Origin of the sequence: Rhodoferax ferrireducens T118 (genome assembly GCF_000013605.1) — a bacterium.
GTDB classification, from domain to species: domain Bacteria; phylum Pseudomonadota; class Gammaproteobacteria; order Burkholderiales; family Burkholderiaceae_C; genus Rhodoferax; species Rhodoferax ferrireducens.
On sequence record NC_007908.1, the window covers coordinates 1,772,846 to 1,797,915 of the forward strand.

Here is a 25,070-nt window from a genome sequence, read left to right on the forward strand (position 1 = left end):
GGCTGCATGACAAATTATAGCCAGATGGATTTTGCCCAGCGTTATTTCGAGTGTTGGAACGGGCTAGAAGGGGTAACGCTCACGCATGCTGCGGGCGTTGAGCAGCACACCTGCCATCAGCGTGAACAAGGCGACGGAAGCCAGAATAATGGCGGCAGCCGTCCAGGGCCGGTCGATTTGCTGCCGAAACTGGACCAGTTGAACGGCTGTGCCCAGCCAGCTCGCGGTTGCGCAATAGGCCGCGAGTTGCAACAAGAAAAGGCTCCAGCGGCTTTTGTAAAAAAACAGCAGGGGTGTTGCCAAACACAGGCCAAGCACAAGGAAGTTGCCCATCCTGAAAAAATGAGCCCCCATGAGGGAGGCGGCGATGACATAGAGGCTGATGCGCAGGGTCATTTGTAATCAATCCGGAATAAGCGATATTTGGCGGGATCTTGGGCTTTGCAGCCTGGGTTCCTGTTAACGTTTCACATCAACCACAACACGACCGCGCACTTTGCCGTCCAGTAATTCTGTTGCCACGGCGATGGCCTGCGAAAGTCCTATTTCACGGGTGATGGCTTCGAGCCTGGTGATGTCGAGGTCGCGGCTGAGCCGCTGCCACGCTTCTTGACGAACCTTGAGCGGGGCCATGACGCTGTCGATGCCATACAGGGTCACGCCGCGCAGGATGAATGGCGCCACCGTGGCCGGGAAATCCATGCCGCCCGCAAGTCCGCAAGCGGCCACCGCACCGCGGTATTGCGTGGTGGCGCAGGCATTGGCCAGCGTATGGCTCCCGACGGTGTCAATCACCCCGGCCCAGCGCTCCTTGCCGATGGGCTTGCCGGGTGCTGAGAGTTCGCTGCGATCGATGACCTGGCTTGCGCCCAGCGCCTTGAGGTAATCGGCCTCGGCGCTGCGCCCGGTCGACGCGACGACCGTGTAGCCCAACTTGGCAAGCAAGGCGACGGCGACGCTGCCCACACCACCGTTGGCGCCGGTGACGAGAATCTCACCATCGGGAGGCTCGATGCCATGTTTTTCCAGCGCCAGGACGCACAGCATGGCGGTATAGCCGGCGGTGCCGATGGCCATGGCCTGGCGTGTCGTGAAGCTGTTTGGCAGAGCAAGCAGCCACTCGCCCTTGACACGCGCTATTTCAGCCAGACCCCCGCAGTGGGTTTCGCCCACACCCCAGCCGTTCAGTATGACCTTGTCGCCAGCCTGCCAGGCTGCGTTGGTGCTCTCAAGCACGGTACCCGCGAAATCGATGCCTGGGACCATGGGGAAGCGTCGAACCACCGGTGATTTTCCGGTGATCGCCAGCGCGTCCTTGTAGTTGAGTGTTGACCACTCGACCTGGACCGTGACATCGCCAGCAGGCAGCACGGCCTCGTCGATGGTCTGAAGCTCGGCCTTGTAACCGGCATCATCCTTGGTGATGAGAATTCCTCTGAACATGTTATTTCCCCGGCTGTAAAAAATGAAACATTCGCTTGTAGTTTATGGCACGAACGCGCAAGCGCAAGAGCAGCGGCGCCCGATAATCGCAACTCAAATATCCGGAGAAGCCAAATGAGACGAGTTGTCGATGCAGTGGGAAAAGTCGTGGTTGTCATCACCGTTCTGATGTGCTCCGGGTGTGCCGTCGTGGCCGTTGCTGATGCGGTGGTGACGGTGGCTGCAACCGTCGTGACGACCGGTGTCAAGGCGACTGGCGCGGTGATTGGCGCCGTGATCCCGGATTAGAAGGCCTGGACCACTTGACCCTCTTGTATGACGGGCACACGGCACAGCTCAAGCCGTGCCGTGTTCCATTTGTCTGCTCTCAATGCCGATTTGGACCGGTGCCCAGCCTTTAAGCAAACACCCCTGCCGTGTCCTGCATCCGCTCTGACACCTCACCCAGATGGTGCAGGCTGTCGCCAAACGTCATTTCCAGTTGGGTCAGTTTCTTGAAGTAATGGCTCACGATGTATTCGTCGGTGACGCCAATGCCGCCGTGCAGTTGCACCGCCTGCTGGCCAACAAAACGCATGGAGTTGCCCAATTGGTACTTGGCACGCGCCATCGCGGCACGGCGCTCGGGCGCGGGGGCGTTGAGTTTGAGCGCGGCATAAAAACTCATGGACCGTGCCAGCTCGAGCTGCATTTTCATGTCGGCGGCGCGGTGCCGCAGCGCCTGGAAGCTGGCGATGGCCACGCCAAATTGCTTGCGCGTGTTCATGTACTCGGCGGTGATCGCCAGGGTCTTGTCCATCACGCCGACTGCTTCGGCACAGGCGCTAGCAATGCCGATGTCCACCGCGTGCTCCAGCGCGCTCAAGCCATCGAGGGTGATCAGCGTGGCGGGGGCATTTTGCAGCGTCACTTCGGCCGCCCGGCTGCCGTCCTGGGTGCCGTAGCCTTGGGTGCTGACCCCGCTGGCGCTGCGCTCGACCAGAAACAAGGCCAACTGGCCGTTGAGCAAGGCAGGCACCATGAAGGCGTCGGCTTGATCACCTGCTGGAACTATACTTTTAGTAGCTGTCAGCGTATAAGCAACGGGGGCTGGAGCCGCTTTTGCCTCACAGCTATCGAGGCGGTAGCGAGCGGCGCGCTCCTGGTACGCCAGCACCACCAGCGCTTCGCCGCTGGCTATTTTTGGCAGCCAGGCGGATTTGACGGCCTGCGGTGCGTAGCCGCTGAGCACGCCGCCCGCGATCAGGCTCTGGTTGAGAGGTTCCAGCACGATGCCGCGCCCGAGCTCTTCCATCACCACCATGCCCTCGACCGGGCCCATGCCCATGCCGTCATACTGCTCCGGGATGTACAGGCCGCACAGGCCCAGCTCGGCTATTTCACGGAATGCGTCGCGTGAAAAGCCACCGGCCTTGACGGTGGCCCGGCGGCGCTCAAAGCTGTAGCCCTTGTCAACCCATTTGCGCACGGCGTCGCGTAATTGTTCCTGGTCGTCTGTGAAATCGAAATCCATGTTGGTCACCTGTCTTGTTTTGGAGTTCTGCAGCTTCAGCCGAGGACGGTCTGGGCCACGATCGTGCGCTGCACTTCATTGCTGCCGCCATAAATGGTGGTCTTGCGCAGGTTGAAGTAGGAGGAGGCCAGCGGCGCGCACCACGCGGCCGCACCGGGATAGTCGCCTTGCCAGCCGGCTTCCATCGCCTCCTGGATCAGGGGCAGTGCATAGGGGCCAGCGGCGAGCATCATCAGCTCGCTGTAGCGCTGCTGAATCTCGCTGCCGCGTATCTTCAAGAGGCCTGCAATGTCGAGCGAGTTCTTGCCCGACTTCTCTGCCGCCAGCACGCGCAGCACCAGCATCTCGAGCGCCACCACGTCCACTTCAAGCTTGGCGATTTCGTCGCGAAAGCGCACGTCGTTGTAGACGCCTTCGGCCCTGGCAACGCGTTTGAGGCGCTCCAGCTCGCGCTTGGTGCGGTTCACGTCGGCGATGTTGGTGCGCTCATGCGAGAGCAGGTGTTTCGCGTAGGTCCAGCCCTTGTTCTCTTCACCGATCAGGTTCTCCACCGGCACTTCGACGTTGTCGAAAAAGACCTCATTGACTTCCGCCTCGCCGTCGAGCAGCACCACCGGGCGCACGGTGACGCCGGGGGACTTCATGTCGATCAGCAGGAAGCTGATGCCGGTTTGCGGCTTGCCTTCATTGCCGGTGCGCACCAGGCAGAAAATCCATTCGCCGTACTGGCCCAGCGTGGTCCAGGCCTTCTGGCCGTTGACGATGTATTTGTTGCCCTGACGCTCGGCTTTGGTCTTGACCGATGCCAGGTCGGAGCCCGCGCCGGGCTCGCTGTAGCCCTGGCTCCACCATACCTCGCCACTGGCAATGCCGGGCAAAAAGCGCTGCTGCTGCTCCGGCGTGCCAAACGCCATGATGACTGGCGCCACCATCACCGGGCCAAACGGCAGCACGCGCGGCGCACCGGCCAGGGCACATTCTTCTTCAAACAAGTGTTTCTGGATCGAATTCCAGCCGGGGCCGCCAAAGGACTTGGGCCAAGCGTGGCCGAGCCAGCCCTTTTTGCCCAGAATCTTGCCCCAACGTTGCAGGTCATCACGACTCAAGCGCAGGGCGTTGTGCACCTTGTGTGAAATGTCAGTGGGCAGGTTTGCGCGCACCCAGGTGCGTATGTCTTCACGAAACTGCTGCTCTTCAGGGGTAAAGGCCAAATCCATAGGGGAGTCTCCAAATAAGCCGTATTTTTAGTTCCGACATAACTTGAGTACAAATTAGTCTTCACTGAAACTGCGTTTTAGTTCCGAATCACTTGAGTACCAAGTTAATCCTCACTGAAGGTGGTTTTTAGCACGATCGTGCGATTAATGCTGTCGAGGTGGAGACACATCGAGTTCAGCAGCCAGTTTTCTCAAATTTTCGTCGCTATCGACCATCTGTTCTGAGCAACGCCTGCACTTGCCTGTTTGCTGGAATCTTGAGAATACGCAAGGCTCGCAAGGACGGGCTTGAGCACAGTGGGCATTTCCCGCGATCCTGTCCCTGCGCGACGTCAACACACAGAGGGCGCGATTCGGATATTTTGTCTGCATGATGTGCATGCCGCTGCATTGAACATTGGGAGACCGCATTTGGATGCCGCGATCAACCGCAATCAAAACCACCTGCTGGCTGCCTTGCCGGCGGTCGAGTTCGGGCGCATTGCGCCGGAACTGGAGTTGGTTGCGATGTTGCAGGGCGAAGTTCTTTATGAATCCGGGCAAGCCCTGCAGTATGTCTATTTCCCGACAAGCGCCATCGTGTCCCTGAACTGCGTGACCGAGAGCGGCGCAACGTCCGATATCGCTTGGGTGGGCTGTGAGGGCGTTATTGGCACTGCGCTTGTCATGGGCTGCCATGCCACCCCGACAGCGGCCGTCGTCTGTGTCGGCGGCTATGGCTACCGACTGAAGGAACAAATGCTGATGCAGGAACTCCGTCGCACCGGCGGGCGCCGTGCCGGGGTGATGCAGCACTTGTTGCTGCGCTACACCCAGGCGCTGATGACGCAGCTATCCCAAACGGCGGTCTGCAATCGGCATCATTCGGTGGAGCAGCAACTGTGTCGCTGGCTGCTGTCAACGCTCGACCGTTTGCCCTCCAATGAATTGACCATGACGCACGAACATATCGCCTGCATGCTCGGTGTGCGCCGTGAAGGCATCACCGAAGCCGCCGGGCATTTGCAGCAAGCGGGTCTCATTCGTTATTACCGCGGCCATATCACCGTGCTTGACCGCGCGGGCTTGGAGACCCACGTGTGTGAATGCTACGCGGTGGTCAAAAAGGAGCATCAGCGTTTGCTGCACGACGTAGGCGAGCGAGCGGAACTTTTTCCCAGTCAGTCGCCGCAAATTTTTCACCTGGCGTCAGACTTTGCCTAGACCTGTTCAGGAGGAGAAACGCCCAACTCGGCGCACAGCTTTTGCACCGTTTCACGCAAGTTGGCCAGTTCCGATTCGAGTCGTTCCAGGCGTTCGGCGGTGTTGCCGGGCAGGCCTTCAGACGAGCGGCCAAGCCCGGTTTGCGTCGCATCCACCGGGCCGCACAGCAGGTGGGCCCAGCGTTGCTCCCGAGTGCCGGGTCCACGCGCCAGTTTGACCACCAGCGGCCCCCCTTTTTCAGCGGAGCGGTCCTGCAACTCTTCCAGAAAGCCCTCGACCGAGGAAATGTCGGCAAATTTGTACCAGCGTTCGGTGTTCAGGCGCAGCTCACCCGCCGTTTGAGGGCCGCGCAGCATCAACAGTCCCAGCAGCACCGCGGCCTGTTCGTAGACCCCGATGCCGCGTTGAAAATTGTGTTCAAAGCGTGTGGTGCGCGAGCCACTGCTTTCGCGCACCAGATGGGCTTCTTTCAGCGTGTTCAGGGCAGCGGCCACGTCGGCTTCGGTCAATTCCATCAGCGGCTCGCGGCTGGACTTCTGGTTGCAGCCCAGCAGCAGCGTGTTGAGCGTGAGCGGGTAGCTGTCAGGCACGGTGCGGGCTTTTTCCATCAGGGTGCCGAGCACACGCGCCTCGATCGGGGTCAGGACAGGCGAGGGCGTTGAGGGGGCGAGGGGGGTGATCAAGGGGGAAGGGGTCAAGGTCATAATTCGGGCCGATATGAAAAACATCGTTATTTTGATCTCAGGCAGCGGCTCCAACATGGCCGCCATCGTAAAGACAGCGCAGCGTGAGGGTTGGCAGGACAAGTTTGGGGCCCGGGTGGCGGCCGTTATCAGCAACAAGGCATCGGCCGCGGGACTGGTTTTTGCGCGTGAACACGGTATTGCCACCGAGGTGCTGGAGCACAAAGCGTTTGCTTCGCGTGAGGCGTTTGACGCGGCATTGGTCCAGATCATTGACCACTTTGACGCGCCGGAGCAGCCTGCGCTGGTGGTGCTGGCGGGCTTTATGCGCATTCTCACGCCCGCATTTGTGGGCCGCTATACCGGGCGCTTGCTCAACATCCACCCGTCGCTGCTGCCGGCTTTTCCGGGTTTGCACACCTATCAGCGCGCGCTGGATGCGGGCTGCAAGGTAGTCGGGGCCACGGTGCATCAGGTCACCGCGGAACTCGATCACGGCCCGATCCTGGCGCAAGCCGCGGTGCCGGTGTTGCCGGGTGATACGGCAGACAGGCTGGCGGGCCGTGTGCTCACGCAGGAGCATCTCATTTATCCGCGAGCGATTGCAGATTTGCTACAAAAAATATAGCTATATATGTATATTTAACGGGGGCTGCAGCCAAATTTGTCATAAATTTGTTGCTCGGGTCGCCGTGCGGACGACGCTTTTGTTCACCGAGGCCTGGCGCAAGAACGCCGCAGTGTAGAACCACACTGCGGCGCTGGTTTTTGGTGGGCCTCCCGTGAGTCGAACACGGCACCAACGGATTATGCTTACCAACTACGACTTTCGTCGCCCCTTTCGGGTTTGTGGTCTGGACTGTCTCTTGTCTTTACGACCTGCCCGTACAGTCTCTACACGTTCTCTCCCAAAGAAGAGCTTCGCTCGGGATTGCCACGGTAATTGTTCACCAGAGGTTTCCCCGACTTTGAGCAGTTCTACCAAGGGGCAGAGTTAACTTGCGCCCAGGCAACCCAATCTGTTTATTCCACTCTCAGTGACTGAGGCTGAGGAAAAAACCACTTTAAGTCCGCTGCTCTAACCAACATGAGCTAGAGGCCCGAAGCGCAGATTGTAAAGGCCTACTTGTGGTAGCTCAGGGCGTTGCTGACCAATTTCGACGTAATGTCCACAATCTGGATCATGCGGTCGTAGGCCATGCGCGTAGGGCCGATGACGCCCAGGGTGCCGACGACCTGGCCGTCCACTTCGTACGGTGCGCTGACGATGGACAGATCCTCGAAGGGGACCACCTGGCTTTCGCCGCCGATGAAGATGCGCACCCCCTCGGCCTGACCGGCAATATCGAGCAAGCGCATGAGCTGCGCTTTTTGTTCAAACAGATCAAATGCGCGGCGCAGGTGGCCCATGTCATTGGAAAAATCAGTCACTGCCAGCAGGTTTCGCTCGCCCGAAATAACCACTTCGTCCTGCGTTTCCGACATGGCCTCGGAACTGACCGCCACGGCCGCCTGCATCAGGCTGGCAATTTCCGAGCGAAGTGATTCCACCTCGTTTTTCAATCGCTCACGAACCTGCTCTATGGCCAGCCCGACGTAATGGCTGTTCAGGTAGTTGGCGGCTTCAATCAATTGCGCCTGAGAATAGTCCGTCTCGGTAAAAATCACCCGGTTTTGCACGTCACCCTCGGGCGAGACGATGATGACCAGCAGGCGCCGCTCGGACAAGCGCAAGAATTCAATGTGGCGAAACACGGAGGAGCGGCGCGGCGCGATGACCACGCCGACAAACTGGGACAGGCTCGACAGCAGGTTGGCGGCGTTGGAAATCACTTTTTGCGGCTGATCGGGCGCCAGGACGTGGGCTGCGAACTGCTCTTGCCGCACCGTCAGCATGGTGTCGACAAACAGGCGGTAGCCGCGCGCCGTCGGAATACGTCCGGCCGAGGTGTGCGGACTGACAATCAGGCCCAAATCTTCCAGATCAGACATCACGTTGCGGATGGTGGCCGGTGACAGTTCCAGCCCCGAGGCTTTCGAGAGCGTGCGCGAACCCACTGGTTGCCCATCGGCGATATAGCGCTCAACCAGCGCTTTCAATAACAACTTGGCACGGTCATCGAGCATGGGGGCATTTTAGTGATGTAATTTGCCAATGAAATCAAAATTCCGGCACGTGGCGCTGATAGGCAAATACCAGACGGTGGCATCGGGCGCATCAGGCGCGTCCTCACGTCGGGTGCTGGAAGACATTGCCCATTTTTTGGGTGCGCAGGGTTGCGAGGTGGTTTTTGAGCATGACACCGCGCACAACATGGGCATTTCCGGCTACCCGGTACTGGATGTCGACGCCATCGGCGCGAAATGTGATCTTGGCTTGGTGGTGGGCGGCGACGGCACCATGCTCGGCATTGGCCGCCAACTCGCCAAGTTTGGCGTGCCCCTGATTGGTATCAACCAGGGGCGGCTGGGGTTCATCACCGACATCCCGCTGGACGGTTATGCGTCCGCGCTGGCGCCGATGCTGCGCGGTGAGTTTGAAGAAGATCATCGCAGCCTGATGCACGCCAGGGTGATGCGTGACGGGCGCTGTGTTTATGACGCGCTGGCGATGAACGATGTGGTGGTGAACCGGGCGGCTACCTCCGGGATGGTGGAGTTGCGGGTTGAAGTCGATGGCCACTTTGTGGCGAATCAGCGCGCCGACGGCCTGATCATTGCCACACCGACCGGCTCCACCGCGTATTCGCTGTCAGCCGGCGGGCCGCTGCTGCACCCTTCGATTCCGGGCTGGGTGTTGGTGCCCATTGCACCACATACCTTGTCAAATAGGCCCATAGTCCTCGCCAACATTACAGAGATTGCTATCGAAATAATATCAGGACGGGATGCCAGCGCCAGTTTTGACACGCAATCGCTGGCCTCGCTGCTGCGAGGGGACCGCATCGTGGTGACACGCTCCGAACACAATGTGCGCTTTTTGCACCCCAGAGGCTGGTCCTACTTTGACACCCTGCGCCAAAAATTACACTGGAATGAAGGAGTGGCCTGACTGTGAGCCTCAAACGTATTGTCTTGCGTGATTTTGTGATTGTGCGCGAGCTCGACCTCGATCTGGCTGACGGTTTCACCGTTCTCACCGGTGAAACCGGTGCCGGCAAGTCGATCCTGATTGACGCGCTGCAGTTGGTCACCGGCGGCCGGGCCGATGTCGGGGTGATCCGCGAGGGCTCAAGTCGCACCGATGTCAGCGCCGAGTTCGACGCGACGGCTGACCTGGCGCTTTGGCTTGAAACTGCGGGCTTTGAGCTCGGTGACAGCCTCTTGTTGCGACGCACCGTGGACGCCCAGGGCAAAAGCCGCGCCTGGATCAACGGCAGCCCGGCCACGGCCACCCAGTTGCGGGCGGTGGGAGAGCAACTGCTCGATATTCATGGGCAGCACGCCTGGCAAAGTTTGACCCGTCCGGAGGCTGTACGGGGCTTGCTGGACGCTTACGCCCAGGTTTCATCTGCCGCCCTGGCAACTCTGTGGCAACAGTGGCGTCAAGCGCAGAGCGATCTGGCGCAAGCCCATGGCGCGCAAGAGTCGTTAGAGCGTGAACGCGAGCGACTGGCGTGGCAAATTGGTGAAGTCGAAAAGCTGGCGCCGCAGCCGCACGAGTGGCTTGAGCTCAACACAGAACACGGCCGACTGTCCCATGCGCAAGCCCTATTGGATGCTGCCCAAGGCGCCTTGCAGACGCTGGGTTCTGACGATGACGGCGGCGCTCTGGTGGCGCTGCATGACGCCTGCCAGTTGCTTCAACAACAGGAGCACCTTGAGCCCTATTTTAAAGGGCTGACGGAGGTTTTGACCTCAAGTCTGGCGCAGGTGGAAGACACGGTTCATTGCCTGCGGGGCTACCTGCGCAAGACCGAGCTTGACCCCCAGCGCCTGGGCGAACTCGATGAGCGCATGGCCTTGTGGCTGTCCTTGGCCAGACGCTACCGCAGAGACCCGGCGGAGTTGCCTGATTTGCTGCTGTCCTGGAAACAGGAACTGCAAAAGCTCGATGCTGCCGGCGATTTGGCCGGGCTGGAAGCCGCATGCGCGGCGGCTCTGGGCGCCTATATGCAGCAGGCCCGGCAGCTCTCCAAGGCGCGCACCAAAGCCGCACCGCGGCTGGCAGCAGCCATCACCCAGGCCATGCAGGGGCTGGGTATGCAAGGGGGCCGGTTCGAAGTGGCACTGCAAGCCTCTGCTCAGCCGACGCAAAGTGGCCTGGAAGAGGTCAGCTTTCTGGTGGCCGGGCATGCGGGCAGTACGCCCCGGCCGGTCAACAAAGTGGCTTCTGGCGGTGAGCTGTCCCGTATGGCGCTGGCGATCGCGGTCACGACCAGCCGGCTTGGCACCGCACAGACGCTTATTTTTGACGAGGTGGATGCCGGCGTGGGTGGCGCTGTGGCCGAGACCGTCGGTCGCCTCATGCAGCAATTGGGTGTTGACCGGCAGGTGCTGGCGGTGACCCATCTGCCTCAGGTCGCTGCCTGTGCGGACCACCATTGGGTGGTGGCCAAACAATTGCTGGGCAAGTCGACGGTGAGTTCAGTCCTTGCTGTGCAGGGCGAACAACGGGTGGCGGAAGTGGCGCGCATGTTGGGTGGCGAGCGCCTCTCAGGCACGACACTGGCGCACGCCAGGGAAATGCTGCAAACAGGGGAATCATTCGATGAAGTCCGAGGCCGATAATTTGCAGATTGTCCTGATCACCGGCATGTCGGGCTCCGGCAAGTCGGTGGCACTGCACGCGCTGGAGGACGCTGGTTTTTTTTGTGTCGATAACTTGCCGCCCGAACTTTTTCTGCCATTCGTTGCGTTGCAGAAGATGCATCAAACCAAACGGGTCGCCATTGCGATGGACGTTCGCACGGCTTCGTCGCTGCCCTTGGTACCCGAGCAGCTTGCGACCCTGCAGGCGCAGGGTGTCATGGTCAAGTCCCTGTTTCTGGATGCCACAACCGGAACGCTGGTACGACGTTATTCGGAAACCCGGCGCAAACACCCGCTGTCACAGGCAGCCTCCGAGCACTCGCCGCTCGACCAGCGGCGCGCACTGGTGGACGCTATTGAGCTCGAGCGTGAGCTGCTGGCTGATCTGCGGGAAAATGCTCACGTCATCGACACCAGCATCATCAGGCCGTCGAAGTTGCAGGGCTACGTCAAGTCACTGATCTCCACGGCCAGTGAGCAATTGACACTGGTGTTCGAGTCTTTCGCCTTCAAGCGTGGTATTCCGGGTGATGCCGACTATGTGTTCGATGTGCGCATGTTGCCGAACCCGCACTATGAGCCCGAGTTGCGCCAGCTGACCGGGCGGGACCTGCCAGTGGCTGACTTTTTGAAGGAGCAGGCAGACGTCGCGCTCATGCTGGAGCACATTCAGAAGTTTTTGAACCAATGGCTTGGCGCACTGGCGCGGGACCACCGAAGCTACGTCACGGTAGCCATTGGCTGCACCGGTGGCCAGCATCGTTCGGTCTACCTCGTAGAAAAATTGGCGGAGCTGTTTGGCGACCAGTGGATGACGCTGAAGCGGCACCGGGAACTTGAAGCCAGCCCGTTAACCCTGGAGTAGCAATTTTTTAACGGGGGCCGGCAGGCCCAAGCGCGGCCACTCATCTGCGCTCATCCACCGCCCCTGCGACGACGCCAGGGCAGAGCCTGGCATTTGTACCTGAACCGGATGCAGATACAGGTCCTTGTGGGTCAAGACATGGACAAAAGAAGGCGTGTCATGCAAGGCGGTGCGATAACGCGCGGGAACCGCCGCCTCCAGGGCCTCGCGCTGGTCGAACCATGGCAAGCAGTAAAGCCCCGCCCAGACCCCTGGGGTCGGCCGCTGGCTCAGCCACACGGAGTTATCTTCGCCTTGAGCCCATAGCAGCCAGATCGCCTGTGAACTTCGCTTGAGTTTGCGCGTCTTCATCGGGTAGGACTCGGGCCGACCCAGACCCCGTGCCACACAAGACCGGGCTAGCGGGCAGACTGCGCAGTCTGGCTTTTTGGCGGTACAAACCGTGGCACCCAAGTCCATCAATCCCTGCGTGTAGCGCGGCATGGCATGCGTCAGATCGCGTAGCGGCAACATTCGCGACGCTTCATCCCAAAGTCGTCGTTCGTTGGCCACTGACGCCAGGTCGCTGTCAAAGCCCAGCACGCGCGTGAGCACGCGCTTGACGTTGCCATCCAGAATGGCCACCCGTTCACCAAAGCACAAGGATGCAATGGCTGCGGCCGTCGAGCGACCAATACCCGGCAGGGTTTGAAGCAGCTGGGCTGTTGGGGGGAAAAGGCCACCATGCAATCTCATGACCGCCCCGGCGCACAAATGGAGGTTGCGGGCGCGGGTGTAATAGCCCAGGCCGCTCCATAAACCCAAGACGTCATCAAGCGCTGCTGCGGCCAGCGATTCAACGCTCGGGAATCGCTCCAGAAAGCGGGGAAAATAATCCAGCACGGTCGCCACCTGCGTCTGTTGCAGCATGATTTCAGACAACCAGACCCGGTACGGATCGCGGGTGTTCTGCCATGGCAAATCATGGCGGCCATGGGTCTTTTGCCAGCGCACCACCTGAGTGGCGAAATCCGTTACCACGCTTTCATTCAAGCTTGTCAAACCAGCTCAATGACATCACTTGCATCAGCGACATCAGTCACTGCGCACCGAGCCGGGTCGGTCGCCGTCACCAGATAGCCGGTTAGCTCTGACAGTTTGGCGTTGAGTTGATTCAAGTTGTTTTTTTGCGCCTGAATTTCATCAATGCGCTCACCGAGTCCACCGGAGGCTTGTTGAATTCGATCAATGGCTTCCAGTCGCCGATTGAAGTTGCGCCGCCGCTCGCGTAACTGAACATCGAGTTGGGCCGCGGCCGCTTTGCTCCACAACTCAAGGTCTCCCAACGCCGTTTCATGGATGGTGCGCAGACGGTTGGACAGGGCACGCACCAGTCGATCTGCAAATTCAGGCTGCGCCAGCCTGAACGTGTTGCCAAGACTCAAGTACTGGAGATGGCTGCGTTCCACCAGATCAAGATCGTGCAGATAACCGTCCAAAGCAGGTTCGGTTGGCGCCTGCAACGAAAACCCATATTCGCCGTTCAATTGTCGAAACGTTGCTGCCAGCATGACCTGGATTTCGGCGCTGATGGATTGCACTTGCTGCAGGTTGTTGCGCAGCCGCTCAAAGGTGTCGCCATAGGCGCGTTTGACGCCCAGCTTGATGCCCTTTTGCTGCAATACCTGGGTGAGCTGGGCCATTTCTTTCTTCAGTGCTGTCGGCCCCAGAAGACTGAATACCTCACGCAGCAGTTTCAGGTGGACCGAACGTACCGCATGAATCTTCGCGCCGCCCAGATCAAACTCGGTTTGCTCCTGCGAAATGCGGGACCGCATGTTTTTGATCACGGCTGAGTTTTTGCCCTGCAGACCCTCAAGCTCCATCAGTTGCTCTGTCAGGTCACGTCTGCGCATGTGAATAACGCGGCCTGTTTCGGCCTGTAAATCTGAAATGCCGCCGAAGATGGCTGAGCCCAACATCTTCTGCCGTTGTCCCATGATGCCCCGGCTGAGCGCATCTTCAAGCGTGGATAGACAGCTCAGTTCCAGCAAAGCCGAATCGTCTGTCACCTTGGCCACCAAGCCCTTTTGCGCGGATACCGGGATCACCTGCTGCCTGGGGATGCCCAATATTTCGGCGGTTGAAGCCTGCTGGCGCTCAATCTGCGCCTGCACCTGAGCGGGTGAACTCAGGGCGTCCCACAAAGTGTCTATCTTGTTGAGAACCACCAGCCGTGAACTTGCATCAACCGAATCATCCACCAGGTGCTCACGCCAGATGGCAAGGTCCGACTTGGTGACGCCAGTGTCTGCGCCCAGAATAAAAACGACGGCATGGGCCTGTGGAATCAGGCTGACCGTCAGTTCAGGTTCGGCGCCGATGGCGTTAAGGCCTGGCGTGTCCAGAATCACCAAGCCCTGTTTCAATAAAGGATGCGCAATATTGATCAAGGCATGCCGCCATTTGGGGACTTCCACCAGGCCTTGCGCATTGACCGTCGGATTGTCTTCCGGCGTCTCGGTCTGCCAAAAACCAAGCGCCGTGGCTTCGGTCTGCGTCACATGACGGGTCTCCGCCACCTTCTCCAGGGCCTCCGCAAGCTGCTTTGGATCATGCACGTTCAAATCAATGCGCGTCCATTTCTCGGGCACCATGCGCCATTCCATCAAGGCTTGCGGTTGCAGGCGTGTCTCAATCGGCAGCAGACGCAGACAAGGTGGAACGTCCGCGTCATAACTCATCTCGGTCGGGCACATCGTGGTTCGCCCGGCGCTGGCGGGCATGATGCGCCGGCCGTAGCCGGCAAAAAAAATGGCGTTGATCAACTCGGATTTGCCGCGCGAAAACTCGCCCACAAACGCGACCATGACTTTGTCGACGCGCACCTGGGTTTCCAGGCGGCGCAAGCGCTCTTCTACGGCCGCGTCGAGCAGTTCGTGGTCGTTCAGCCACTCGGCCAATAGCTTCAGGCGCAGGGCAAACTCACGCCGCCAGGTGCCGTGCAAATCAAATTGTTCGTTGAATGAAGTTGCCAAATTGCCTCCGCGCAATGTTTCAATATAGCACCGAGCGGCGCTTCAACGCCTAGGCTTTCTGGCAATGAGGGCAGTAGAACGTCGACCGCTGACCTTGTCGGAGGGATTTGATGGGCGTTGCGCAGACCCGGCAGGGCTGACCTTGCCGGGCATAAACCATGGCTTCCAGCTGAAAATGCCCGTTCTCGCCTTTTGCGCTGGAAAAGTCCCGCAGCGTGCTGCCGCCCGTTGCCACCGCGCGCGCCAGCACATCCCGGATCGCTGCGTGCAGTCTGGCGCTGCGCGGCCGACTGAGTCGGGCAGCGCTCAAGGTTGGTCGAATGCCGGCCATAAACAGTGCTTCTGACGCGTAAATATTGCCCACGCCCACCACCGTGTCACCCGCCAGCAATACCTGCTTGATCGCCGCTCTGCGGCGCTTCAATTCATCATGAAAGCGGTCGACATCAAAATCATCAGACAAAGGCTCCATGCCCAGTTTGCCCAAAAGTTTGTGGGCTTCGGGTGCGTCTTCACCTTTTGCGTAAACCACCGCCCCAAACCGGCGGGGGTCAGTGAGTCGCAGCGTGCCAAGGGTGGTTGTCATCTCAAAATGGTCATGGGCGCCAGCGGGTGGCAATTGCCTGGCAAAACTCAAGCTGCCGGACATGCCCAAGTGAACCAGCAGCAAGCCTTGATCAAGATCAATCAACAAGTACTTGCCACGTCTGCGCACTGCCTGCACGGATCGCCCCGCCAACTGGGTGGGAGAACATCCCAACGGCCAGCGCAACGGTTTACCGATGCGCACAGAAATGACTCTTGCGCCTGCTATTTCGAAGGCAAAACTCAACCGTGTGACTTCAACCTCAGGCAATTCGGGCATGGCAAAGAAATTTGGGTGGCATGGATTATTATCATCTTATGATGCCTTTTCACCGTTTCCGTCGTTTCCCCGTGCTGCTTGCCCTCGTTTGCGCGTTGAGCGCGAGTGCACAAACACAGTCTGGAAAAGCGGCTGAGCCCACGACTTCAGCGCTCAGCAGCGAGCTTTTTTATCAATTGTTGTTGGGGGAGCTCAATGCCCGCGGCGGCGAACCCGGCGCCGCTTACTCGCTGATCCTTGATGCGGCGCGAAAAACGAATGATCCAAGACTCTACCAACGTGCTGTTGACATCGCCTTGCAGGCCCGCTCGGGCGACTCGGCGTTGCTGGCCGCGCGTGCCTGGAAACAAGCGCAGCCCGCCTCCCGTGAGGCCAATCGCTACGTCCTGCAAATATTGATTGGTCTGAACCGTATTGGCGAGACACTGGAGCCGCTCAAGAGCGAGGTTGCAACAAGCGATGCCAAAGAGCGGGTCAGCACCATCTTGGGTCTTGCACGCTATTTTGCCCGCGCGGCCGATAAGAAACTGGCCGCCAGCACGGTTGAGCAGGCGCTGACCAGTCACTTGAACGCGCCAGGGACCGGCGCTGCTGCCTGGAGCGTTATCGGACGCATGCGTCTTGATGCCGATGACGCCAGCGGCGCATTGAGCGCGGCGCGCAAGGCCCAGGCGCTGGATGCCAAATCAGAGCATCCCGTCTTGCTGGCCTTGGCCATGATGGGTGCCAAAGTGCCGCAAGCTGAAGCCCTTGTGACTAAATATCTCGAAGGTAAACCGCGGCCCGAGGTGCGAATGGTGTATGTGCGCGTCTTGCTGGACGCGCAGCGCTATGCTGAGGCGACAACGCAGCTGCAACTCGTGACTTCTGAAAAACCTGACTATGCAGAGGCCTGGCTGATACGAGGTGTACTCGAATTACAGGAGGGCCATCCCGCTGTGGCCGAACGCTCGCTGCAGCAATTTGTGGATCGGACACTGGCCCAGCGCGACGACACACCGCGCCCGCAAGCGCTGCGTGGTTTGACTCAGGCTTATCTTTCCCTGGCCCAAATTGCCGAGCAAAGGAAGGATTTTGTTCAAGCCGATGTGTGGCTACAACGCATTGACAGTCAAGAAGACCGGCTCAACGCCCAACTGCGCCGGGCCGCTCTCCTGGCGCGGCAAGGCAAGCTGGAAGACGCGCGCCAACTGATTCGCAGCCAACCCGAGGTGTCTCCTGCAGACGGTCGGCTAAAAATAAGTGCCGAAGCACAACTGCTGCGTGACAGCAAGCAGTACCCGGCCGCCTACGAACTTCTGGCCCAGGCTGTTTCGACCAATCCTGGGGATTTTGACCTCACTTATGACCTGGCCATGGTGGCCGAAAAACTGGGCAAGCTCGATGAGATGGAACAGCTGCTGCGCAGCGTCATCGCGGGCAAACCCGACGATCCCCATGCCTATAACGCATTAGGCTACTCACTGGCAGATCGAAGCATTCGCTTGGCCGAGGCCAAACAGCTCGTTTTGAAGGCGCTGGACTATGCGCCAGGTGACCCCTTCATTAGCGACAGTCTGGGCTGGGTTGAATTCCGCAGTGGCAATCTGGCCGAGGCTCAACGCATTCTGGAGACCGCATTCAAAGCCCGCCCGGATGCAGAAATTGCAGCTCATTTGGGTGAGGTCTTGTGGAACCTGGGTCAGCGCGATCAGGCGCTGAGCACCTGGAAGCAGGGCTTGGAAATCAACGCCGAAAATGAAACCCTGCTTGAAACACTGAAACGCCTGCGCGTGACCTTGTGATGCGGCGCGGCATAACTGGTTTTGCGGCTGTTTTTTTTGCTATTGTATTTATAGCTGGTTGTGCAGTCCCGACGAGGGTCAGCACCACAAATCAGTCTGAGCGTTCAATTTGGCGCGGGCGGCTGGCGGTTCGGGTCGAGTCCGATCAGGCACAGTCTCAGCCCCAGGCCTTTGCTGCCGGGTTTGAGCTGACTGGCAACGCCCAGGCCGGTGAGTTGACGCTGTACACGCCTGTGGGCACGACCGCCGCGGCGCTCTCCTGGTCGGCCCAAACGGCCCTTATGCGCACCAATGGCGACATTCGCTCTTTTGCATCGCTGGACGCCTTGATCCAGCAGGCAGTCGGCGCCGAGATACCCGTGGCGGCGCTCTTTGCCTGGCTGGCGGGAGACAACATGAGTGTGGCGGGCTGGAGTGCCGACTTGTCGCAACTGGCCAATGGCCGGGTCACCGCCCGGCGCACAGAGCCCGCGCCCGTGACGGAACTGCGTCTGGTGCTTGAAAAGTGAAGTCACTCTACGATATTTGCGCCCCGGCCAAGCTCAACCTGTTTTTGCACATCACAGGCAGGAGAAGCGATGGCTATCATTTGCTGCAGTCGGTCTTCATGCTGATTGATTGGTGCGACACACTGCATTTTGACCTGCGTGTCGATGGACAAATCAGCCGCGAGGATCTTGCGACGCCCTTGCCGTTTGACGACCTTGTTGTCCGCGCTGCGCGGGCTCTGAAGGCTGCCAGCGGCAGTCCATTGGGCGTTCATGTCGGGATCGAAAAATGCATTCCCGCGCAAGCGGGCATGGGCGGTGGATCTTCCGATGCGGCGTCGACCCTGTTGGCATTGAACCATCTGTGGCGGCTCAACTTTTCACTCGAAAAGCTAATCAGCATCGGGCTGCAACTGGGTGCCGATGTCCCGTTTTTTCTGGGTGGTCACAACGCCTGGGTTGAAGGAATCGGTGAGAAAATGGACCCTGTTGTCCTGCCCTCAGGTCGCTTTTTGGTGGTCAAGCCCGTAGAGGGGCTCGAAACAAGATTAATTTTCTCGGATCCGGCTCTCAAAAGGGACAGTGAAACAGCTATAATTTCAGGCTTCGCTGCAAATGCATTCGGTTTTGGTCGTAACGACCTGCAGAGTGTTGCCCAAAGACTTTGTCCCGGCGTGACCCAAGCCCTTGAGTGGCTTGCATCGCGTGGACTCAGTGGTCGGATGACAGGCTCTGGAAGCGCGGTGTTTGCACAAACGTTGCAAGATGTTGATCTGAGAGGCGCTCCAAGCGGGTTTCAGGTCAGGTTGTGTAAGAGTTTGGATGTTCATCCCTTGGTGGGTTGGGCAGTCAGCGACAGGTTGTCGGTTGGGAGCGCTTAGCTGCCAACCCGTGTAGGGGAGTCGCCAAGTTGGTTAAGGCACTGGATTTTGATTCCAGCATGCGAAGGTTCGAATCCTTCTTCCCCTGCCAAATATTTTGTTGTATGGTCCGGCCGCCGGACGTACTGACGCAAACGCTACTCAATCGCTGGAATACTCATGCAGGCTCCCCACACCCCTGATTTCATGGTTTTTACCGGCAATGCCAATCCGGCTATGGCAGAGGACATTGCCAGCTACCTCAATATTTCACTGGGAGCGGCGACGGTTGGCAGATTTTCGGACGGCGAAGTCACCGTCGAAATCAATCAAAACGTGCGGGCACGGGATGTTTTTGTGGTGCAGTCCACTTGCGCGCCGACCAACGATAACCTGATGGAATTGCTCATCATGGTGGACGCACTCAAGCGCGCGTCGGCAGAACGCATCAGTGCCGTGATCCCCTATTTCGGTTATGCGCGGCAAGACCGTCGCCCACGCTCCAGCCGTGTCCCGATTACGGCCAAGGTCGTCGCCAACATGCTGCAGACCGTTGGTGTGGCCCGTGTTCTGACCATGGATTTGCATGCGGACCAGATTCAGGGTTTTTTTGATATTCCAGTCGACAATATTTTTGCGTCCCCCGTTCTGCTGGGCGATCTGCGTCAGAAAAATTACGAAGACCTGATTGTGGTGTCGCCCGATGTGGGGGGTGTGGTGCGCGCGCGTGCCCTGGCCAAGCAGCTCAATTGCGACCTCGCCATCATCGACAAACGTCGTCCCCGAGCCAATGTGAGCGAAGTGATGCACGTGATTGGAGAAATTGATGGCCGCAACTGCGTCATCATGGATGACATGATCGACACTGCTGGTACCTTGGTCAAGGCGGCTGAGGTTTTGAAAGAGCGCGGCGCAAAAAAGGTCTATGCCTACTGCACGCACCCTATTTTTTCGGGGCCCGCCATAGAGCGCATCACCAATGGCGATGCGCTTGATGAAGTGGTGGTCACGAACACCATCCCTTTGAGCCAGACGGCATCCGCCTGCGGCAAAATTAGGCAACTGAGTGTCGCGCCGCTGATCGCCGAGACGATCCAGCGTATTGCCAAAGGCGATTCAGTCATGAGTTTGTTCTCGGATCAGGAAAACCTCTTTTGAGGTTTCTGCAGAGCTTCATGAGAGGTTTTGCAGAGTCTTTCTGATTTGGGCAAAAGTGGGCTCACGCACAAAACATGATGTGTATTGAGCTTTTTTAAATCGGAGTCACACTGGTCGCGGTGGACTCCTCCTGGAGTAAAAACTATGAAATTCGTCGCTTTTGAGCGCGCCAAGCAGGGCACGGGTGCGAGCCGCCGTCTCCGCATCACCGGTCGCACACCGGGTATTGTTTATGGTGGTGGCGCTGAGCCACAACAGATCGAGATCGATCACAATGCCCTCTGGCATGCCTTGAAAAAAGAGGCATTCCACGCCGCCGTTCTGGATATGGAGCTGGACGGAAAAGACAATAAGGTTTTGCTGCGTGACGTGCAAATGCACCCGTTCAAGCAGCTCATCCTGCACGTTGACTTCCAGCGCGTCGATGCCAGTACCCGACTGCACATGAAAGTGCCGTTGCACTACAGCGGCGATGAAAACTCGCCCGCCGTCAAGACCGAAGGCTGCATTGCCAATCACGTGATCACCGAAATCGAAGTGTTGTGCCTGCCGACTGATCTGCCTGAATTCATCGCCGTGGATTTGAGTGGCCTGAAAAAAGGTGCCTCTCTGCATTTGGCCGATGTCGCACTGCCCAAGGGCGTGACCGCCGTGACACGCGGCAACAAAAACCCGGTTCTGGTATCGGTGGTGGTTATTGGTGCCGCAGAGGCGCCGGTTGCCGAAGCTGGCGCGGCACCAGTTGCTGCTGCTGCACCCGCAGCAGCTGGCAAGGCGGCGCCTGCAGCCAAAGCACCAGCAGCCAAGAAGAAGTAACGCTTGAAGTGTTGGCGCAGCGCGCCCTGCCACGCAGGTCGCGCTGTGTTACATCAATGGCAATGACTAACTGCCAACTTCCCCTTAATGGCCCACTCGTGGGCCATTTTGTTTTTTTGCGCTTACCCTGATAATTTGGACATGATCAAACTCTTTGTTGGTCTTGGCAACCCCGGCCCCGAATACGAATTCACCCGTCACAACGCGGGCTTTTGGTGGCTGGACGCGGTCGCCCGCGAGCTCAAAGCAAGTCTGGCGATGGACAAAACTTACCATGGCCTGGTAACGCGAGTCACCGTCAACGGGCAAGCGGTCTGGCTGCTCAAACCGCAAACCTTCATGAACCTGAGCGGTAAATCGGTCGCAGCACTGGCCCGTTTCTTCAAGATTGAGCCACAGGAAATACTGGTGGCACACGACGAACTGGATATCGTGCCCGGCGAGGCCAAGCTCAAGCTTGGAGGCAGCCATGCCGGCCACAACGGTTTGCGTGACATTCACGCTCAACTGGGTACCGACGACTATTGGCGCCTGCGCTTGGGTGTCGGGCATCCGGGTGTCAAGTCGGAAGTCATCAACTGGGTGTTGAAGAAACCATCGCTGGATCACCGACTGGCGATGGATCAGTGCATCGCCCGCGCCATCACAGCCCTGCCGCACCTGTTGGCCGGTGACATGGACAAAGCCACGCTGCTGATACACACCAGCAAGCCGCCCAGACCGAAGCCGCCCAGACCTGAAAATACACTGCCTGCAGTGCCGTAAATCCAGACACGCTTTTATCCCATCCAACCGGAGCTGCACCATGCCAGGTCACACGTTAATTGCTATGTTTATAGCAGCATCTTGCGCTTTATCGACGGGGGCTAACGCTCAAAAAGTCTATAAGTGTGGCAATGTCTACAGCCAGACGCCCTGTCCCGGTGGGGACCTTATCGATCCGGCGGACCCGCGCACTTCGGCCCAGAAAGATCAGACCGATCTGGCCATTGGTCGTGATGCTCGTCTTGCTGACGCGATGGAGAAGGCCCGGCTGGCGCAAGAGAAAAAAGACCTGGCTGCGAACACGCCGACGAAAAAGTCGCTGGAAAAGCCAGCAAGCGCCAAGACCCCAAAAAAGCTCAGTACCCAGCAGGCGAAAGTAAAGAAAAAGAAAGAAAAAGAGTCTGACTATTTTGTCGCGCAGCTTCCGGGCGACAAAAAGAAAAAATCGACGCTCAAAAAGAGCACGCCGGAAAAGGACGTGAACAAGATCTGACGCCGGCCGCGTCGATGGCGTCGCTCAAAGGACGACGGGCTTCGTCAACTCAAGCTGCAGCCGCCGGTATTTTTGCCACAGTGTTTCCCGGTCTTCCACAAACTGCGGATCAATCGGTATGCAGGCCACCGGGCAGACCTGCACGCATTGGGGTTCGTCAAAATGCCCGACACACTCGGTGCATTTATGCGGATCAATCTGGTAAATTTCGACGCCCAGATAAATGGCCTCGTTGGGGCACTCCGGCTCGCACACGTCGCAGTTGATGCATTCGTCAGTGATGATCAAAGCCATGGCTGGACATCCGCTGCAGGGTCAAAGGTATTCGGATTAACTAACATGGTTCTAATTATCGATGCTGCCACACCAGGCGGCCTCAAGTCCCTACTGGCATCAGGCCCACAATCGAACAACCGGATAGGGTCAGTGTGCGGCACTCGCCGGCCACCGCGGCTTGCGGTGAGCGGCCGTCTCACGACGCTGCGAGAGTGGGGCGCTTGTGCCGCAGCCAGAGCTTCTCGATCTCGACTGCGATGAAGACCACAGCGGACGCCGCGAGACATAACATCAGCTCCACCGGACTCAGGGCCTGTGTCTTGAAAATCGGGTTCAGCACCGGCACGTAAATCGTGGCCATTTGCAGCACGAAAGTCAGCAGCACAGCGCCCAGCAGCGGCCGGTTCGAGCCCAGGCCGAGGCGCCACAGTGACTCGGTCTCCGAGCGGATCGCCAGCACATGCGCCATTTGCCCCAGCGTCAACACGGTAAACACCATGGTCTGCCAGTGCGCATGGCCGGTGGACATCGCCCAGGCTTGCACCAGCAGACATAAACCACCAAGCAGCAAACCAACCCACAAAATGTGCTGCCACAGCCCGTTGACGAACAGGCTCTCCTGCGGCGCGCGCGGCGGGCGCTGCATGATGCCGCGTTCCGCCGGCTCGGCCGCCAGCGCCAGGCCCGGCAGGCCGTCGGTCACCAGGTTGACCCAGAGGATGTGAATGGGCAGCAGCGGGATGGGCAAGCCCAGCATCGGGGCCAGAAAGATGGTCCAGATTTCGCCCGAATTGCCGGTCATGGCATAGCGGACAAATTTCCGGATGTTGTCGTAAATGCGCCTGCCTTCCCGCACGGCGGCAACGATGGTGGCAAAGTTGTCGTCCAGCAGGACCAGACTCGCCGCCTCGCGCGCCACATCGGTGCCGCCACGGCCCATGGCCACGCCGATATCGGCCCGCTTGAGGGCCGGTGCGTCGTTCACGCCGTCGCCCGTCATGGCGACGAACTCGCCGCGCGCCTGCAAGGCTTCGACAATGCGAATCTTCTGCGCCGGATCGACCCGTGCGTAGACCCGCACGGAAGCCACGCGCTCGCGCAAAGCCGCTTCATCGATGGAAGCCAACTCAAGGCCGGTCAGCACCTCAGCGGAGCCATCCACGACGATGCCCAGACGCCGCGCAATCGCCAGCGCCGTGGCCGGGTGGTCGCCGGTGATCATCACCGGCGTGATGCCTGCCGTTTGGCAGTCGTGCACGGCGAGCGCCGCCTCCGGGCGCGGCGGATCGATCAAACCCACCAGCCCGATCAGGCTCAGGCCGGACTCCAGCGACTCGACTTCTCCGGGCGCGGGCAGCATCGCATGTGCGCGACAGGCCAGCGCCAGCACGCGCAAGCCCCGGGCCGCCATGGCCTCGGCGGCCGCCAGCATGGCCTCTTGCTGCAGCGGCACCGCACCCTCCACACGCCATTGCGCGCTGCACAGGGGAATCACCGATTCGGGCGCACCCTTGGTGTAGGCCAACAAGCCGGTCTCCGATCGATGCACGGTGCTCATGCGCTTGCGCTCCGAGTCGAACGGCAGTTCCTGTACCCGTTCAAACTGGCGCTCCAACTCGGCTTTGTCGAGCCCGGCCTCCAGCGCCACTTGCGTGAGCGCGGTTTCGGTCGGGTCGCCCTGCCACCGCCCTTCGCGGTTGCGGCTGGCGTCGTTGCACAAGGCTGCCGCACGCAACAGCTCCAGATGGAGCGGCCCGGCAGGCTCGCGACCCGGGGCGCCGCTTCCCGGCACCCACTCCTGCCCATCGGCCAGCAGCAGTTCTGCGTGCATGTGGTTCTGCGTCAGGGTGCCGGTCTTGTCTGAGCAGATGAAGGTGACCGAACCCAGCGTCTCGACCGAGGGCAAACGGCGGATCAGGGCATTGAGCGACACCATGCGACGCGCGCCCAGCGCCAGCAACACCGTCACCACCGCAGGCAAGGCCTCGGGAATGGCGGCCACGGCCAGGCTCACGGCGGTCAGGATCATCAGCATCGGATCTTCGCCGCGCATCACCCCGACCAGAAAAATCACCCCGCAGATGGCGATGACCGCCAGCGCCAGCCGTTTGCCGAAAGCCGCCAGGCGCAGCTGCAGCGGCGTGCTGCGGTCGGTGTCGCGGTCCAGCAACCTGGCCACCTTGCCCAGTTCGGTTGCCATGCCGGTGGCGACCACCAGACCGCGTCCGCGGCCGTAGGTGGCCGTGGTGCCCTTGAAGGCCATGTTGAGACGGTCGCCCAGCGGATGGGCGACACCATTCAATGTGGAGGTGTGTTTTGCCACCGTGACCGACTCGCCGGTCAGCGCCGATTCATCCACCTTGAGTTGGGCAATCTCGATCAAGCGCAGATCCGCCGGCACCTGGTTGCCAGCCTCCAGCAACACAATATCACCGGGCACCAATTCACTGGCCGGGACCACCTGGGCCTGCCCACTGCGCAAGACGGTGGCCTGGGTGGCGGCCAGTTGCTGGAGCGCCGCCATGGCTTTGTCAGCTCGCCACGCCTGCACAAATCCGATGGCGGCATTGAGCAGCACGATCACCAGAATCGCCAGCGTATCAACCAGATCGCCGATGACGCCCGAGATCACGGCGGCGCCGATCAGTACCAGCACCATGAAATCCTTGAATTGGTCAATAAACTGGCCCCAAAGACTGCGTCCCGGCCGCCCCTGGATTTCATTCGGGCCGTGCTGTTGCGCACGGCGGCTGGCCTCGTCCTCATGCAGGCCATGCGCCGGGTCCACCCCGTGATGGCGGGCTAACTCCTGGGCATCATGCAGGTGCCAGTTATCCTTGGTAACCGGAGGTGCTTCCTGCGCCATCGCGAC

General features: G+C 59.5%; 24 protein-coding genes and 1 tRNA gene. 14 read left to right on the forward strand and 11 right to left on the reverse strand.

All coding sequences use genetic code 11. The features are described 5' to 3' along the window. Window positions 1-63: 63 nt before the first annotated feature. Window positions 64-396: a hypothetical protein gene (locus tag RFER_RS08315; protein WP_011463940.1), complete on the reverse strand. Its 333-nt coding sequence runs from the start codon at window positions 394-396 to the stop codon at window positions 64-66. A gap of 63 nt (window positions 397-459) precedes the next feature. After that, a complete protein-coding gene (locus RFER_RS08320) occupies window positions 460-1,443 on the reverse strand; it encodes an MDR family oxidoreductase (protein WP_011463941.1) in 984 nt (327 codons plus the stop codon). Between the two features lie 114 nt (window positions 1,444-1,557). Between RFER_RS08320 and RFER_RS24045 the strand changes: the two genes are divergently transcribed. Further along, window positions 1,558-1,731 (forward strand): hypothetical protein, encoded by a 174-nt coding sequence (locus RFER_RS24045; RefSeq protein WP_011463942.1) that lies wholly within the window; start codon window positions 1,558-1,560, stop codon window positions 1,729-1,731. Between the two features lie 109 nt (window positions 1,732-1,840). Here the strand turns inward: RFER_RS24045 and RFER_RS08325 are convergent, their stop codons facing one another. Both RFER_RS08325 and RFER_RS08330 read right to left on the reverse strand, forming a co-directional pair. Further along, complete coding sequence (locus RFER_RS08325) at window positions 1,841-2,956, reverse strand: acyl-CoA dehydrogenase family protein (protein WP_011463943.1); 1,116 nt, start codon at window positions 2,954-2,956, stop codon at window positions 1,841-1,843. A 35-nt stretch (window positions 2,957-2,991) separates the two neighbouring features. Then, window positions 2,992-4,173, reverse strand: coding sequence for an acyl-CoA dehydrogenase family protein (locus RFER_RS08330; protein WP_011463944.1), 1,182 nt, complete (start codon window positions 4,171-4,173; stop codon window positions 2,992-2,994). Window positions 4,174-4,584: 411 nt separating this feature from the next. Between RFER_RS08330 and RFER_RS08335 the strand changes: the two genes are divergently transcribed. Further along, entirely contained in the window at window positions 4,585-5,376 is a 792-nt protein-coding gene (locus RFER_RS08335; RefSeq protein ID WP_011463945.1) for a Crp/Fnr family transcriptional regulator, read from the forward strand. Here RFER_RS08335 and RFER_RS08340 read toward each other — a convergent pair. Continuing rightward, window positions 5,373-6,080: a YceH family protein gene (locus RFER_RS08340; RefSeq protein ID WP_049765634.1), complete on the reverse strand. Its 708-nt coding sequence runs from the start codon at window positions 6,078-6,080 to the stop codon at window positions 5,373-5,375. The two genes, RFER_RS08335 and RFER_RS08340, sit on opposite strands and share 4 nt — an antisense overlap. A 13-nt stretch (window positions 6,081-6,093) precedes the next feature. Here RFER_RS08340 and purN point away from each other — a divergent pair, with 13 nt between their 5' ends. Beyond that, window positions 6,094-6,687 carry a phosphoribosylglycinamide formyltransferase gene (gene purN / locus RFER_RS08345; protein ID WP_011463947.1) on the forward strand — a complete coding sequence of 198 codons (594 nt, stop codon included), beginning with the start codon at window positions 6,094-6,096 and terminating at the stop codon, window positions 6,685-6,687. A gap of 494 nt (window positions 6,688-7,181) precedes the next feature. On the opposite strand, the gene hrcA is transcribed toward purN, so the two are convergent. Then, entirely contained in the window at window positions 7,182-8,186 is a 1,005-nt protein-coding gene (gene hrcA / locus RFER_RS08350) for a heat-inducible transcriptional repressor HrcA (RefSeq protein WP_011463948.1), read from the reverse strand. Window positions 8,187-8,214: 28 nt separating this feature from the next. Here hrcA and RFER_RS08355 point away from each other — a divergent pair, with 28 nt between their 5' ends. The 3 genes from RFER_RS08355 to rapZ are packed head-to-tail and all read left to right on the forward strand — an operon-like array spanning window position 8,215 to window position 11,676. After that, complete coding sequence (locus RFER_RS08355; protein WP_011463949.1) at window positions 8,215-9,111, forward strand: NAD kinase; 897 nt, start codon at window positions 8,215-8,217, stop codon at window positions 9,109-9,111. A gap of 2 nt (window positions 9,112-9,113) precedes the next feature. Continuing rightward, window positions 9,114-10,790: a DNA repair protein RecN gene (gene recN / locus RFER_RS08360; protein WP_011463950.1), complete on the forward strand. Its 1,677-nt coding sequence runs from the start codon at window positions 9,114-9,116 to the stop codon at window positions 10,788-10,790. Next, window positions 10,771-11,676, forward strand: coding sequence for an RNase adapter RapZ (rapZ, locus tag RFER_RS08365; RefSeq protein ID WP_011463951.1), 906 nt, complete (start codon window positions 10,771-10,773; stop codon window positions 11,674-11,676). The genes recN and rapZ overlap by 20 nt, the downstream gene beginning before the upstream one ends. Here the strand turns inward: rapZ and mutY are convergent. The 3 genes from mutY to mutM are packed head-to-tail and all read right to left on the reverse strand — an operon-like array spanning window position 11,662 to window position 15,558. Next, entirely contained in the window at window positions 11,662-12,696 is a 1,035-nt protein-coding gene (mutY, locus tag RFER_RS08370) for an A/G-specific adenine glycosylase (RefSeq protein WP_011463952.1), read from the reverse strand. The two genes, rapZ and mutY, sit on opposite strands and share 15 nt — an antisense overlap. Before the next feature lie 17 nt (window positions 12,697-12,713). Next, window positions 12,714-14,693: a dynamin family protein gene (locus RFER_RS08375; RefSeq protein ID WP_011463953.1), complete on the reverse strand. Its 1,980-nt coding sequence runs from the start codon at window positions 14,691-14,693 to the stop codon at window positions 12,714-12,716. A gap of 49 nt (window positions 14,694-14,742) precedes the next feature. Then, a complete protein-coding gene (gene mutM, locus RFER_RS08380) occupies window positions 14,743-15,558 on the reverse strand; it encodes a bifunctional DNA-formamidopyrimidine glycosylase/DNA-(apurinic or apyrimidinic site) lyase (RefSeq protein ID WP_011463954.1) in 816 nt (271 codons plus the stop codon). Between the two features lie 20 nt (window positions 15,559-15,578). Here mutM and RFER_RS08385 point away from each other — a divergent pair, with 20 nt between their 5' ends. The 8 genes from RFER_RS08385 to RFER_RS24050 all read left to right on the forward strand — a co-directional run bounded on the left by RFER_RS08385 (window position 15,579) and on the right by RFER_RS24050 (window position 21,922). Continuing rightward, window positions 15,579-17,342, forward strand: a complete 1,764-nt coding sequence (locus RFER_RS08385; RefSeq protein ID WP_011463955.1) for a tetratricopeptide repeat protein — start codon at window positions 15,579-15,581, stop codon at window positions 17,340-17,342. Next, window positions 17,342-17,851 (forward strand): lipoprotein insertase outer membrane protein LolB, encoded by a 510-nt coding sequence (locus tag RFER_RS08390; RefSeq protein WP_011463956.1) that lies wholly within the window; start codon window positions 17,342-17,344, stop codon window positions 17,849-17,851. The genes RFER_RS08385 and RFER_RS08390 overlap by 1 nt, the downstream gene beginning before the upstream one ends. Beyond that, window positions 17,848-18,711, forward strand: coding sequence for a 4-(cytidine 5'-diphospho)-2-C-methyl-D-erythritol kinase (gene ispE, locus RFER_RS08395; RefSeq protein ID WP_011463957.1), 864 nt, complete (start codon window positions 17,848-17,850; stop codon window positions 18,709-18,711). Before RFER_RS08390 ends, ispE begins: the two co-directional genes overlap by 4 nt. A gap of 14 nt (window positions 18,712-18,725) precedes the next feature. Continuing rightward, window positions 18,726-18,802, forward strand: a tRNA-Gln gene (locus tag RFER_RS08400). 68 nt (window positions 18,803-18,870) lie between these two features. Then, complete coding sequence (locus RFER_RS08405) at window positions 18,871-19,848, forward strand: ribose-phosphate pyrophosphokinase (RefSeq protein WP_011463958.1); 978 nt, start codon at window positions 18,871-18,873, stop codon at window positions 19,846-19,848. A 144-nt stretch (window positions 19,849-19,992) separates the two neighbouring features. Beyond that, window positions 19,993-20,664, forward strand: a complete 672-nt coding sequence (locus RFER_RS08410) for a 50S ribosomal protein L25/general stress protein Ctc (RefSeq protein WP_011463959.1) — start codon at window positions 19,993-19,995, stop codon at window positions 20,662-20,664. Between the two features lie 141 nt (window positions 20,665-20,805). Beyond that, a complete protein-coding gene (gene pth / locus RFER_RS08415; protein WP_041791741.1) occupies window positions 20,806-21,429 on the forward strand; it encodes an aminoacyl-tRNA hydrolase in 624 nt (207 codons plus the stop codon). Window positions 21,430-21,469: 40 nt separating this feature from the next. Continuing rightward, window positions 21,470-21,922, forward strand: a complete 453-nt coding sequence (locus tag RFER_RS24050) for a hypothetical protein (RefSeq protein ID WP_011463961.1) — start codon at window positions 21,470-21,472, stop codon at window positions 21,920-21,922. Between the two features lie 24 nt (window positions 21,923-21,946). On the opposite strand, the gene RFER_RS08425 is transcribed toward RFER_RS24050, so the two are convergent. Beyond that, window positions 21,947-22,216: a YfhL family 4Fe-4S dicluster ferredoxin gene (locus RFER_RS08425; RefSeq protein WP_011463962.1), complete on the reverse strand. Its 270-nt coding sequence runs from the start codon at window positions 22,214-22,216 to the stop codon at window positions 21,947-21,949. A gap of 178 nt (window positions 22,217-22,394) precedes the next feature. Next, complete coding sequence (locus RFER_RS08430) at window positions 22,395-25,064, reverse strand: cation-translocating P-type ATPase (RefSeq protein ID WP_011463963.1); 2,670 nt, start codon at window positions 25,062-25,064, stop codon at window positions 22,395-22,397. Between the last annotated feature and the right edge of the window lie 6 nt (window positions 25,065-25,070).